This is a genomic window from Fibrobacter sp. UWH6 (genome assembly GCF_900142465.1).
In the GTDB taxonomy this organism is placed as follows: Bacteria; Fibrobacterota; Fibrobacteria; order Fibrobacterales; family Fibrobacteraceae; genus Fibrobacter.
In genome coordinates, this window is sequence record NZ_FRAX01000036.1 from 1 (window position 1) to 13,123 (window position 13,123).

Consider the following 13,123-nt stretch of genomic DNA (forward strand, 5'->3'; position numbering starts at 1 on the left):
AGGCGCATTGCCAAGTTAAGCGGAGTCTGACCACCGAACTGAACGATAACGCCGTAGCAGTTTTCGCGTTCGTAGATGCCCATGACATCTTCGAGAGTCAGCGGTTCAAAGTACAGCTTGTCAGAAGTATCGTAGTCTGTAGAAACGGTTGGAGGCTGCGCCTCTATCCCCTGGCTCGCCAAATGAAAATAAACAAGTTTATGTTCGCTTGGCTCGCTGCGTGGCTATCCGGGTTGCTCTCGACTTTTGGGCGTTCCCTTGCCTACGGCAAGGTCGGGCTATACTCGCTTCGCTCACCGAGCCTAAAGTCTCGGCCCATACGGGTAACTATCCCTAACGCGAAACGCTAGTCTTCAGCCTCATTGTCCAGCCTGATAAAGTTATCGAAAGCCTCGATTATGGAGTCTGCGTTTGTATAAGACTTGCGGATGATTACAAAGGACCACTTTGCAGGTTCAAATAAAAAAAATCATGGTATTGTCCTATATCCATAGTATAGGAGTGTTAATGAGGCTTTTTTTCAATGGATATTTCTGTTTTCATTGGGTTTTTGTTTATTGGGCAATATTTTGCAGCGAAGCATGTTCCCATTTATTAGAATTTTCCCCAAAAGCCGAAAATGTGTTATTGACGGAAAATGACACTAGAAAAAAGTATATTCATGAAAGCCGATGTTTGCCAGATTTCCCTAGGTGAAAACATATTTTTGGAAAACTCTTAATAAAAGGAATTTGTTATGGATAATCTCCAAAAAATTTTAGATAAATCTTCTTCTGAAGATGCCCTTTTGTTTTGTAATCAAAAGTTTTCGTTGGAAGAACTTGTTATTAGGGATGGTCAGAAACCTCGTTTTGAAAATTGTGTTTTTGAAGTAACTAATGGAGTTTGTATCCGTGGCGAAGGAACTAATCCGGTTTTTGTCGGATGTTCTTTTTGTTCCTTAGAAGGCTCCGCTCTTTTTATTTATGATAAGGGGGCTGCTTCTTTTTTTGAATCAGATTTTTCGTGTGAAATGTACTCGTCGACCATTTGCGTAGAGAATTCTGACTTTCGTATAATGTTTAAGGGATGTCAAATTATGGGATTTCCACAAGCATTGTCTGTTTTAAATTGTCAGCAAATTTTATTTGATAATTGTACTTTTACGGGATCGGCTGTAGATGAATATGAAAATGTGATAAAAATAATTGAAAGCAATGTCGATTTTGATTGCTGCGACTTTCGGAATGTGGATGTTCCTCCGTTTTATCATATAAAATCAAAAGGTGTCTTCTCGAATTGTTTGTTCAGAGAAATTAAGGAAATTGAACATGTAGGATTTCTTTTTAGATCGACCAGTACGGGTTGTAACGATAAACGAAAAATCATTGAATTGCTGGACTCAAAAAATCCAATTGAAAGAATAGAGCAAACGAAAAATACTTTGTTTGATTTTGTTGATTTGTATATGACGAATTGTTTTTATGGGAATCGTTTTCATGGCTCTGTTTGGGAACACGCTAGGCAAGTTATTTTGTATGTTATGAAAAAAGATCATGACTGGCAAGATGTATTGGTTGCGTTGTTGCTTGAAGTTGGTATGAAAAATGCTAGAGCAGAAGGTAAGCAGAAATTGTTTGGCTTTATTGAAAATAGCGTTAAAATTGCCAACGCGTGGCTTTTAAAATTTGATTTTTCCAAAGAAGAGCGCCTCTCTATTTTAAGAATTTTAGAAGGATATTTTGAATTCTTTGAGTTGAAGAAGAAGCAATCTATTTATTATGTATGGACCTTTGTTAAAAGTCCCATGTTTTCTCGTTTGACTCTTATTGCAGAAGCGGAATGTTTATGTACTCTAAAAGATGATGGAATACCATGGATGGATTTTAATGAAATCCTGTGTGATGCAAGGGTGAAAAAATGCTTGAATTCAGACATCCCTGCTCCTGTTGTAAGCAGAAAAGATTTTTCTTCAATGAACTGGGATGAAAAACAGTTGTCGATCGTTCTTGATTTGTGTCATGGTTATCAAATCGATCACGGAATAGATTCAAAAGAAATTCTGGTTAATTTTGTTTTGGAGAGAATGGGCTGGTTTGCACCAAAAATGGAATGAGGCTGACTTTAACCGACAGATAAAGGTTATATTTTCATCGGTAAAATCTAAGGATCCAAATTATATGGCAGATAACAAGAAAGAACTGGAACGGGCAGAGTTGCACCGTGCGATTTGGGCTATTGCTGATGACCTTCGTGGGTCTATTGATGGTTGGGACTTTAAGCAGTACGTTCTCGGTATGCTATTCTACCGCTACATCTCTGAAAACTTGGCTTCCTACATCAACAAGGGCGAAGAAAAAGGCTTTGATTACTCCAAACTTTCTGATAAAGAGGCAAAACAGGCTAAGGATGACCTTGTAAAGGAAAAGGGTTTCTTCATACTGCCGAGCCAGCTGTTCTGTAATGTTCTGGAAAAGGCCGATAAGAACGAGAACTTGAACGAGACTTTGGAATCTGTTTTTAACGCCATTGAAGCATCGGCTAAAGGAACGGCCTCTGAAAGTGATATTGAAGGCTTGTTTGATGACTTTGACGTGAATTCCAACAAGTTGGGCAAGAGTGTTGCCGACAAGTGTGCAACCCTCCGCAAGCTGATGCATGGTATTGCCGACATGAAGTTGGGCGATTATCAGGATAACACCATTGATGCCTTTGGCGATGCCTATGAGTATCTGATGGGCCTGTATGCAAGTAATGCTGGAAAAAGTGGTGGTGAATACTACACCCCTCAGGAAGTGTCCGAATTGTTGGTTCGAATTGCGGTCAACGGCAAGAAGACAATCAACAAGATTTATGACCCGGCTGTAGGTTCAGCATCCTTACTTTTGAAGGCTCGTAAGATTCTGGGTAAGGATGGGGTTCGCAAGGGTTACTTTGGCCAGGAAAAGAATCTGACAACCTATAACCTAGCCCGAATCAATATGTTCCTCCATGACATCAACTACAATAAGTTTGATATTGCCCATGGAGACACCCTGATTGACCCGAAGCACTGGGATGATGAACCATTTGATGCAATCGTTTCGAATCCTCCTTATTCCATCAAGTGGGAAGGGAATGATAACGCCCTGCTGATTAACGACCCTCGTTTTGCTCCTGCTGGTGTATTGGCTCCAAAGAGCAAGGCTGACTTGGCCTTTGTGATGCACATTCTTTCGTGGCTTGATACCGCAGGAACTGCAGCCATTGTTTGTTTCCCCGGCATTATGTACCGTGGCGGTGCCGAACAGAAGATTCGTCAGTATCTGGTTGATAACAACTATGTGGATGCTGTAATTCAGCTGCCGGACAACCTGTTCTACGGAACAACGATAGCCACTTGCATTCTAGTTCTGAGGAAGTCCAAGAAGGATAATAAGGTTCTGTTTGTGGATGCAAGCAAGGAATGCGTGAAGGTTACGAATTCCAACAAGCTGACTGATGACAATATCCAGAATATTGTTGCTTGCTTAAATGACCGTAAGAACAAGAAATATGAAACCAAACTGGTTGCCATTGATGATGTCGCAGAACAGGACTACAACCTGTCTGTTTCTACTTATGTGGAACAGAAGGATACCCGTGAGCATGTTGATATCAAGGTCTTGAATAAGCAGATTGCCGATATCGTAAAGCACGAAGATGAACTTCGCAAGTCCATCGATAAGATTATTGCAGACTTGGAGAAATAGCCAATGAGCAAGATTGATGACTTAATAAAGAAGTATTGCCCCAATGGGGTTGAGTATAAGTCTCTTGGTGAAATAGGTGAGTTTTATGGGGGCTTGACTGGAAAATCAAAGGATGATTTTGTTGATGGTAATGCAAAGTTCATTTCTTACATGAACGTTTATTCTCACCTAGAATTGGATATTGATACTCCAGATAGAGTTCGTGTTGAAAAGGGAGAAAAACAGCATACCATTGGTTATGGAGATATTTTATTTACGGGTTCATCTGAAACGCCAAGCGAATGTGGCTTTTCTTCTGTATTGACAAAGATGACGGATGAACCCTTGTACCTAAATAGTTTTTCTTTCGGTTTACACCTTTATGACAATGGCATACTGCTTCCTGGATTCTCAAAGTATGTTTTCCGTTCACATGATGTTAGACAGCAAATCATTAAAACGGCAAGTGGTGTAACAAGATTTAATGTTTCAAAAGAAAAAATGAAGAAGGTGGTCATCCCTGTACCTCCTTTGGAGGTGCAGCGTGAAATAGTCCAGGTACTGGACAGTTTCACGATGCTCACAGCGGAGCTTTCAGCGGAGCTTTCAGCTCGCAAAAAGCAATACGAATTTTATCGTGACCAGTTGCTGTCGTTCAAAAAAGTTAGCCCCCCCTAACTTTGGAGTGGAAAACATTGGGCGAAATTTGCGTAAATATTTGTTCTGGCGGAACTCCTTTAAAGGGTAATCCTGAATTTTATGAGAATGGAACTATTCCGTGGCTTCGAACACAGGAAGTCGTGTTTAATGAGATTACAGAGACGGAATGTTTTATTACTGAAGCAGCAGTAAAGAAAACATCTGCAAAATGGATTCCTGCCAATTGCGTTATTATTGCTATTTCTGGTGCGTCTGCTGGTCGATGTGCTATTAATAAAATTCCATTGACGACAAACCAGCATTGCCTTAATATGGAAATCAATGGCAAACTTGCTGATTACAAGTATGTCTTTTACTGTGTTCAAAATCAGTATAAAGAACTGATTGATAAAAAAGAAGGTGCGAGAGGTGATTTGAATTCTTCTCGCATAAAGTCTTTGAAAATACCGGTTCCTTCGATTGATGTGCAAAAGAAAATTGTCAAGGTTCTGGATAATTTTGATGCAATCTGTTCTGACCTAAAAATTGGTTTGCCTGCTGAGATTGAACTGCGTAAAAAACAGTATGAATATTACCGAGATATGTTGCTAAGTTTCGAACCGATTGGCACAGTTCTTGCTAAGCAAGCAAGCAAGCAAGCAAGCAAGCAAGCAAGCAAGCAATAATTAGTCTCTATCAGTATGTTTATGGGTATGCAGAAATAACTCTTGGAGATATTGCTTTAGATATGTACCGTGGCAGTGGCATAACGAGAGACCAGGTAACGAACGAAGGTATTCCTTGTGTTCGTTACGGTGAGATTTATACCACCTATGGAATCCATTTTGACAAGTGCGTTTCTCATACAAATCTGGACAATATTCAAAATCCAAAATATTTTGAAAATGGGGATATCATCTTTGCAATTACTGGAGAAAGCATTGAAGATATCGCAAAGTGTACTGCCTATGTGGGAAAGGAAAAATGCCTTGCCGGAGGTGATACGGTTGTGATGAAGCATGAGCAAAATGCAAAGTATTTGTCTTATGCCCTATCCACCACAGATGCCGTTAAGCAAAAAGGAAAAGGCAAAGTCAAGAGTAAAGTTGTTCACTCCAGTGTTCCTTCTTTGGCTGCAATTACAATTCCTCTTCCATCCCTTGCTGAACAGGAACGTATCGTAGCGATCCTAGACCGTTTTGATGCCCTTGTCAATGATATTTCCACTGGCATACCTGCCGAAATTGAGGCCCGTAAGAAACAATACGAGTATTACCGTGATAAATTGCTGACTTTTAAGGCTGTTTGATAATCGCCAAATAAGGATGCCTTGAATTTATGTATATTTGCAGAGAGGCTTCTCATGACTCCTTTATTTCGATTTGATATGGGCGAATGTCCTCTGACTCTTGCCGAGCTCAGACTCCAAAATTTTAAATGCTATGAACATTTGTCAGTGCAATTTGACAAACGTTTGACTGTGATTGTTGGTTCTAATGGTGCTGGCAAAACTACGATACTGGAAGCAGCCAAAATTGCTATAGGCACTTTTTTTACAAAGATTGATGGCATTTCTGCTCCTTGTATTTCGAAAGAAGATGCTCGTATTAAGGCGTATGAAATGGGCGATTCTGACGATGTTGAAGTTCAGTATCCAGTAATAGTTTCTGCACAAGTCCAGACGAAATATGATTCTGAGTATTCCTTGGTAACGCGTTCGTTGACCAATTCTAAGGGGAAAACGACCATCAACGAAGCCAAGAAACTTGTTGATTATGGAAATTATGTCCAACAGGCTTTGCGTGATGGGGATCCTACCTTGGTAATTCCCGTTGTTGCTTATTATGGAACAGGAAGGCTTTGGGACTATCACAGAGATAAGAAAAGTAGCCAGAGTGGTAAGTCTGTTTCAACTAGAACTAATGGCTATAAGGATTGTTTGGATGGCACGGCGAACATCAAGCTGATGATGCATTGGTTTGAACGTAAGACAATTCAGAGCTTCCAAAAAAAAGATGAACAGGAAACGGATTTCGCTTTAGATGCCGTACTTTCGGCAATTGGTTTGTGCTTTGAAAATGTTTCAGGTCACAAGCAGGTGAAGGTTCGATTCAATTTTGATACAAAATCTCTTGAGGTGTTGTACACTGATAGTGATGGAAGGAGAATGCGATTGCCATTCGACCAGCTTAGTGATGGTTACAAGGGAACCATCAGCTTAATTGCTGACATTGCATATAGAATGGCAACTTTGAATCCTCAATTAAAACAAGATGTTTTGCGAAAAACTCCGGGTTTAGTTTTGGTTGATGAAGTTGATCTTCATTTGCACCCGGCATGGCAAAAACGAATCCTAAAAGATTTAACCTTTATTTTCCCTAAAGTTCAGTTTATTGTTACAACGCATGCTGCGTCTGTGATAAATTCTGTAAAAAAAGAAAACTTGGTTATTCTTAAAAATGATTTGGCTCTGGGCGTTAATTCCGAGGTTTATGGAAAGGATGTTGAGTCTGTAATGGATGAAATCATGGGAGTCGCAGATCGTCCGGATGATGTCGAAGATTTGTTCAAACAATTTTATAAATATCTTGACTCTTTGGAATTTGAACAGGCCGACCGTGTATTGGGTGAAATTGGAGAGTTGAGAGGTGGACATGACCCTGAATTGGCTGGATGTCAGGTCAAATTGAAATTGGCAAAATTGCGCAGGGAAAAGTAGTTTTGATTTTTATTAAAAAGAATCCGGAACCGGATGGCTTGCGAATGCTGCGACTGCGAGCCATGGAACGAGGTCTTAATCCTAAAGAAGCTTATGATACTTTAGGAAAAGATCCTGTGTTAAAGGACTCCGTAAGGAATGCCTTGGTTTCTGAACAGGGACGGTTATGCGCATATTGCATGTGTCGAATACCCAGGGCTGATGTTGACACTTCAGCTCACATTTCACCGATTGTTTTAGAACATATTGTACCTAGAAATCCTGTTGATGGTAGGGATGTGGGACAGGGACTTGATTACAACAACCTTGTTGCAGTTTGCCATGGAAATCGCGGTCCTCGTGGAACTCGTACAATTAATGATCTGACATGTGATGCCAGACGCGGCAACACCGAATTAAGAAAGGTGAATCCTTGTGTAGAATCCACCTTGTCAACGATTGAATATAAGGCCGATGGTTCCATACAATCTTCCGATTCAGATGTTCTTTTTGACTTAGAAGCCACATTAAATTTAAACTACAGCTCTTTAATCCGAGAACGAAAGTCTGCATTACAAGCTGTGATTGACGAAATGGAAATGTTGCTTTTTGATGAGGCTTTACTAAAGGAATATGCTGAATCTCATCTCAAAGTTTTTCTTGAAGAAACCGAAGAGAAGACTCCCTTTGTGGGTATTCTTGTTTGGTATCTGAGAGGTTTTGTTAGGTAGAATTGATGCAGTACAAAACCGTAGCAGAAACATCTGAAGCAACTGTGGTTGCAGAATACACCCCGGCCCGTTCCCGTTCCGATGCCTACCAGAGTGAAGCTGACCTGGAACGAGAATTCATAAAGATGCTTCAAAATCAAGGCTATGGTTATCTGCAAATCCATACCGAAGATGATTTGGTACAAAACCTCAGGACCCAGATCGAGAATTTGAATAATTTCAAGTTTACCGATGGGGAATGGGATCGTTTCTTTACGGAATTCATCGCCAACAGGAATGAAGGAATTGTTGAAAAGACCCGGACAATCCAAGAGGATTATGTCAAGACTTTAAAGACCGACAAGGGTGCATCCAAGAATATCAAGTTGATAGACAAGGCGAACATCCACAACAATACTCTTCAGGTCATTAACCAGTATGAAGAAGAACAAGGAACTCACAACACCCGATATGATGTTTCTATCCTAGTTAACGGTCTTCCTTTAGTCCATGTGGAACTGAAGCGCAGGGGAGTGGCTATTCGTGAGGCTTTTAATCAGATTGATCGTTATCAGAGAGATTCTTTCTGGGCAGGTTCCGGCCTCTATGAGTATGTGCAAATTTTCGTAATCAGCAACGGAACTCACACCAAGTATTATTCCAATACCACCCGTAACGCCCATATTAAGGAATTGGCTGTAGGTGGTTCCAAAAAGAATATCAAGACCAGTAATAGTTTTGAATTTACCAGTTTCTGGGCTGATGGCAATAACAAGAATATCCCGGACTTGGTGGACTTCACAAAGACGTTCCTTGCCAAGCACACTATCCTTAATGTTCTTACCAAGTATTGCGTATTCACTTCAGAAGAATTGCTCTTGGTAATGCGTCCGTACCAGATTACTGCCACAGAACGCATTTTAAACCGTATTACCATTGCCAACAATTACAAGACAATGGGCAAGTTGGATGCTGGTGGATACATCTGGCACACGACTGGTTCCGGCAAAACCTTGACCAGCTTCAAGACCGCTGTTCTAGCCAGTGGCCTGGATTATGTGGATAAGGTTCTTTTTGTAGTTGACCGTCAGGATTTGGATTATCAGACCATGAAGGAATATGACCGTTTCCAGAAGGGAGCGGCAAATGGCAATAAGTCCACAAAGATTCTCCAGGACCAGCTGGAAGACCGTAATCAGAAGGGCGGTCATCACGAATACAAAATTATCGTGACCACAATCCAAAAGCTGGGTTGTTTCATTACCAAAAACAAGACTCACGATATCTACAAGAAGCATATTGTATTTGTTTTCGATGAATGTCATCGAAGCCACTTTGGTGAACTGCATCAAAAGATTACCAAGACCTTCAAGAATTATCATCTGTTCGGCTTCACAGGGACTCCTATATTCCCTCAGAATGCTGGCAGCAGCAAGAATCCGCTGCTGAAGACTACAGAACAGGCCTTTGGTGATAAGCTGCATCATTACACCATTGTGAATGCAATTAACGATGGTAATGTACTGCCTTTCCGCATAGATTACGTTAATACCGTTCAAGTAAAAAAGAACCTGGTTGATAAGAAAGTCTCTGCTATTGATACAGAAGAAGCTATGTGCGATCCGAAGAGGATTGCCGAGATTGTTTCCTATGTTCTTGAACATTTTGATCAAAAAACAAAGCGTAATACGTTCTATCAGGTCAAGGACCAGAGACTTTGTGGATTTAATTCCATCTTTGCAACCGCTTCTATCCCCATGGCCAAGAAATACTATGAGGAATTCAAGAAGCAAATTAAGGCAAAGTATTCGCCTTTAAAAATTGCCACAGTATTCAGTTATGCGCCCAACGAAGAAGATGTGGGTGGAATTCTGACGGAAGAAGAATTTGAAACTGGGGCAATGAGTAAATCTGATAGAGACTTTCTTGATTCTGCCATTAAGGACTATAACAAGACTTTCTCTACCAACTTTGATACGTCTGGTGACAAGTTCTTGAATTACTACAAGGACATTTCCCAAAGGATGAAAAAAAGGGAAATTGACCTTCTGATAGTTGTCAATATGTTCCTGACGGGTTTTGATGCCACTACGCTGAATACTTTATGGGTGGATAAAAACCTTAAACAACATGGGCTGTTGCAGGCTTATTCTCGAACAAACCGTATTCTTAATTCTGTCAAGACATTTGGTAACATAGTCTGCTTCCGTTCCTTGCAAAAAGAAACGGATGATGCGATTGCTTTGTTTGGCGACAAGGATGCCGGTGGAATCGTTATCCTAAAAACCTTTAGCGAATATTACAATGGTTACAAGGATGACAAGGGCAAGAAACAGCCTGGTTATAAGCAGCTGCTTGATGAATTGAAGACCATGTATCCGCTTGGTCAAGAAATTTTAGGCGAAAAGGCTGAAAAGGAATTTATCCGTTTGTTCGGAGCAGTCCTTCGCTTAAGAAATATTCTTTCTTCTTTTGATCAATTCAATGATCTGGATATTTCAGAAAGAGACCTGCAGGATTATCAGTCTATCTATGTAGATTTGCATGATAAGTATGCGCATCAGCAGAATGGCTCGAAGGAATCCATCAGGGATGACATTGAGTTTGAATTGGAATTGATCAAGCAAGTCGATATCAATATTGATTACATCTTGGCCTTAGTCGCCCAATATCATGACAGTAACTGCAAGGATAAGAAGATCAAGGCTCAAATCACCAAAGCCCTGAATGCTAGTGTTGAACTCCGCAGCAAACGTGAACTGATTGAAGCCTTTGTGAAGAAGGTTAATGTCGATACCGATGTTGACAAGGATTGGAAGGAGTTTGTCAAGGAACAACAGGAAAATGACCTTGTTCAAATCATTTCTGATGAAAACCTGAAGGAAGAAGAGACTAGGGAATTCATCATCAATTCTTTCAGAGATGGCGAACTGGATGAATCCGGTACAGATATCGCCAATATCATGCCTAAAATGTCCAGATTTGGCGGTGGCAACCGTTCCGAAAAGAAAGCAGATGTCATCGCCAAATTACGTCAATTCTTTGAGAAGTATTTTGGTCTGATTACCTTTGAAGACGAAGATAAAGAATTGGTAAGCAATCTTGTGAAAATGCCTTACAATGCCATTGGAGAATCTTTTATTTCTTCGATGGCAGCTGAGGGTAAGGCAGAGTATGATGCAGGTAAGAAGTGATATGGCTGGCAATGAACATATTAAGCAATTTGAACCAAAAGAACCCGTACTAAAATGTGGTTGTGGTTCTGTTCCTCAAATACGCTCTTACATGAATGGTGTATTGAGGTTTAAGATGTATTGCCCGGAATGTGAAATAGAGACCGCACTATCAGATTCTTGCGAGATTGCGTTAGACCGTTGGAATGTTGCCATGGCTGGTCACGAATCAGTTAATGAGTGGTGTTCCTTGTATGATGACCGTGGAGACAACTGTGCCACAGAATTAGACAAAGTAGAATCAATTATAAAGAAGCGAGAAGAAGATTCAAATAAAAAAGAGTCTGTAGTAGGACGAATTGAGAATTGAAAATGAAATACGAAACTACAGTTTATATTCGTGGAAGTGTCGATATTGGAAAATTAAAAGGGCTGGGATATGACCCCAAACCAACCATTGACCAGCGACATATTTTTTTCAATTTTTCTACCGAAAGAGAAGGAAATGAAATCCTTGATGAAATTTGCAACATAAAATCATTTATGCGTGTAATGGTGTATCAAAGAACCGCAAAATCTTTGGCAATTCCATATAATCGAAATATGGTTGCATACGTATATTCAAATCGTCCCACGAATACATTTCCCTGCCGAAAGATGAAATTTGTTCCAAATGAACATTTTTTAGCGAATACTTTACAATACAATGGTATTGTTGAGGGGAATGCTATCATTGAAACGGCATTCTTTAATCTTCTTGACGGTTCATGTGATGGTTTGTCTTCAAGTTATTTAGATGAAAATGAAGCGGACAAGTTTTGGAGTTTTATTACCCCTTCTAATAAGTATTAAATGAGTTTTTCATCAAAAGACATTTATATTCTACTTGGAGCACTAATTCACCTATGCCAACGCATAGAGTGGACAATGAAGTACATGGTGGAACAGGCATGTTTAGAGATGGAATTCAAATCCTTAGAAGAGTTGAAACAGCCTAAACCCTTGGAATTTCATTGGCAAGATAATAGGGATTGCCTTGGTGGAGTTGTCCACGAATACCTTGATAAGTATTATGGAATGCCTGTAGATGATTTTACTGATGGTGAATTCGTAAAAGTTCAAACTAAGATTAATTTCGTAGATGAAAACAACCCTGAATTAACTAAAGAAAACTACGAAAGACGAGAAGCGGAATTGAAAGAACTTGTCGAAGTCCGTAATTTCCTAGCACATCGATTTGGACTTGTTTATCACCTGCAAAATGAAGATAATAGCAGGGAAGCGATGGAATATCTACAGCAAGCTAAGGAGACCATCGAAAAGCATGCTAAAATCATTGGTTATGAAAGACAACGATTAGAATCAATGAAGCAAATGCGTGCATCTCTGCTGACTTCACCATTAGTTGCTACATCCTTTGAATCATTGAGATTGAGGCAACAGCTTGCTGGAAAAGTTGGCAAACTAAAGACGTATAATTTCTCCGATATGGGAAACAAGAACATCTTTGATTTTACAGACAATCAGGATGTTATTGATGCTATCATGTACGGAAATGAAGATAAATCACCTTCATACTATGATAGTGTTCCTAAGATGACAAGGTTGGCTCACTTGGAATGTTTGGCCGACATGACTGGAAATAAGAACTTTATTGATGCCGTGGAAAAACAACAAAAATTGATTGGTGTTAAGTAAGTTTTTTTATTTAATCGAATGTTGTGTTATCTGCTTCGCGTTAGGCCCCGCAGCCCGCATGGGGTCGGACGCGAAGCGGCTGAACGAAAAAAAGACCGAACTGGATTTTTCCAATTCGGTCTTTTTATAGCGCAAGGGGCCGGCCCGCCAGGGCAACGCCCTGGATTCTTCGCTTCGCTCAGAGCCTGCCCTGAGCCTGTCGAAGGGATGACACGCTAGCGTGTCACTTCACAATATGCCTATGGTATTGACGCCTTCGGCGTCAGCGGCTTCACTCGGTCATAGAAAAAATGCAAGCATTTTTCTGCGACACTCGTTTTGCACGCTATTCCTGCAGGCGTCCCTTTTCAGCCACTTTTGTTATTTGACTATGTGACGATGATATTCCTGCAGTGAGCAGACTTCGAAGCGGCCGTAGTCATACTTGTCCATGAGGCCTTCAACGGTAGAGGTGAGGGCTGCGATGGTAGTAGTGATAGGCACGCCGCTGACCACTGCCTTACTGCGCATCTGGAT

12 protein-coding genes are annotated in these 13,123 nt (G+C 40.5%); 11 read left to right on the forward strand and 1 reads right to left on the reverse strand.

The window, feature by feature from the left end; genetic code table 11:
- On the reverse strand, positions 1 to 182 hold a 182-nt coding region (locus tag BUB73_RS17075; protein ID WP_139259262.1), incomplete at its 3' end, for a carbamoyl phosphate synthase preATP-grasp domain-containing protein.
- A 554-nt stretch (positions 183 to 736) separates the two neighbouring features.
- Here BUB73_RS17075 and BUB73_RS16750 point away from each other — a divergent pair.
- The 11 genes from BUB73_RS16750 to BUB73_RS16255 all read left to right on the forward strand — a co-directional run bounded on the left by BUB73_RS16750 (position 737) and on the right by BUB73_RS16255 (position 12,607).
- Positions 737 to 2,095 carry a hypothetical protein gene (locus BUB73_RS16750; protein WP_083539834.1) on the forward strand — a complete coding sequence of 453 codons (1,359 nt, stop codon included), beginning with the start codon at positions 737 to 739 and terminating at the stop codon, positions 2,093 to 2,095.
- A gap of 64 nt (positions 2,096 to 2,159) precedes the next feature.
- Positions 2,160 to 3,710 carry a type I restriction-modification system subunit M gene (locus BUB73_RS16215; protein ID WP_073287470.1) on the forward strand — a complete coding sequence of 517 codons (1,551 nt, stop codon included), beginning with the start codon at positions 2,160 to 2,162 and terminating at the stop codon, positions 3,708 to 3,710.
- Positions 3,711 to 3,713: 3 nt separating this feature from the next.
- Positions 3,714 to 4,367, forward strand: a complete 654-nt coding sequence (locus BUB73_RS17080; RefSeq protein ID WP_139259264.1) for a restriction endonuclease subunit S — start codon at positions 3,714 to 3,716, stop codon at positions 4,365 to 4,367.
- Between the two features lie 17 nt (positions 4,368 to 4,384).
- Positions 4,385 to 5,014, forward strand: a complete 630-nt coding sequence (locus tag BUB73_RS17085; RefSeq protein WP_217650922.1) for a restriction endonuclease subunit S — start codon at positions 4,385 to 4,387, stop codon at positions 5,012 to 5,014.
- Positions 5,015 to 5,076: 62 nt separating this feature from the next.
- The gene (locus BUB73_RS16225) at positions 5,077 to 5,637 is read left to right on the forward strand and encodes a restriction endonuclease subunit S (RefSeq protein WP_083539835.1); all 561 of its coding nucleotides are present in this window, start codon (positions 5,077 to 5,079) and stop codon (positions 5,635 to 5,637) included.
- Between the two features lie 54 nt (positions 5,638 to 5,691).
- Entirely contained in the window at positions 5,692 to 7,047 is a 1,356-nt protein-coding gene (locus tag BUB73_RS16230) for an AAA family ATPase (protein WP_083539836.1), read from the forward strand.
- The gene (locus BUB73_RS16235; RefSeq protein WP_073287473.1) at positions 7,002 to 7,757 is read left to right on the forward strand and encodes an HNH endonuclease family protein; all 756 of its coding nucleotides are present in this window, start codon (positions 7,002 to 7,004) and stop codon (positions 7,755 to 7,757) included. Before BUB73_RS16230 ends, BUB73_RS16235 begins: the two co-directional genes overlap by 46 nt.
- Positions 7,758 to 7,762: 5 nt before the next feature.
- A complete protein-coding gene (locus BUB73_RS16240) occupies positions 7,763 to 10,930 on the forward strand; it encodes a type I restriction endonuclease subunit R (protein WP_083539837.1) in 3,168 nt (1,055 codons plus the stop codon).
- A 1-nt stretch (position 10,931) separates the two neighbouring features.
- Positions 10,932 to 11,279 carry a hypothetical protein gene (locus tag BUB73_RS16245; RefSeq protein WP_073287476.1) on the forward strand — a complete coding sequence of 116 codons (348 nt, stop codon included), beginning with the start codon at positions 10,932 to 10,934 and terminating at the stop codon, positions 11,277 to 11,279.
- A 2-nt stretch (positions 11,280 to 11,281) separates the two neighbouring features.
- Complete coding sequence (locus BUB73_RS16250) at positions 11,282 to 11,761, forward strand: hypothetical protein (RefSeq protein WP_073287479.1); 480 nt, start codon at positions 11,282 to 11,284, stop codon at positions 11,759 to 11,761.
- A gap of 75 nt (positions 11,762 to 11,836) precedes the next feature.
- Positions 11,837 to 12,607: a hypothetical protein gene (locus tag BUB73_RS16255; RefSeq protein WP_139259268.1), complete on the forward strand. Its 771-nt coding sequence runs from the start codon at positions 11,837 to 11,839 to the stop codon at positions 12,605 to 12,607.
- Positions 12,608 to 13,123: the final 516 nt, after the last annotated feature.

Coding starts and splice junctions, on each gene's coding strand:
- BUB73_RS16750 (WP_083539834.1), top strand. CDS start 737: ATGGATAATCTCCAAAAAATTTTAGATAAATCTTCTTCTGAAGATGCC.
- BUB73_RS16215 (WP_073287470.1), top strand. CDS start 2,160: ATGGCAGATAACAAGAAAGAACTGGAACGGGCAGAGTTGCACCGTGCG.
- BUB73_RS17080 (WP_139259264.1), top strand. CDS start 3,714: ATGAGCAAGATTGATGACTTAATAAAGAAGTATTGCCCCAATGGGGTT.
- BUB73_RS16225 (WP_083539835.1), top strand. CDS start 5,077: ATGTACCGTGGCAGTGGCATAACGAGAGACCAGGTAACGAACGAAGGT.
- BUB73_RS16230 (WP_083539836.1), top strand. CDS start 5,692: ATGACTCCTTTATTTCGATTTGATATGGGCGAATGTCCTCTGACTCTT.
- BUB73_RS16235 (WP_073287473.1), top strand. CDS start 7,002: ATGTCAGGTCAAATTGAAATTGGCAAAATTGCGCAGGGAAAAGTAGTT.
- BUB73_RS16240 (WP_083539837.1), top strand. CDS start 7,763: ATGCAGTACAAAACCGTAGCAGAAACATCTGAAGCAACTGTGGTTGCA.
- BUB73_RS16245 (WP_073287476.1), top strand. CDS start 10,932: ATGGCTGGCAATGAACATATTAAGCAATTTGAACCAAAAGAACCCGTA.
- BUB73_RS16250 (WP_073287479.1), top strand. CDS start 11,282: ATGAAATACGAAACTACAGTTTATATTCGTGGAAGTGTCGATATTGGA.
- BUB73_RS16255 (WP_139259268.1), top strand. CDS start 11,837: ATGAAGTACATGGTGGAACAGGCATGTTTAGAGATGGAATTCAAATCC.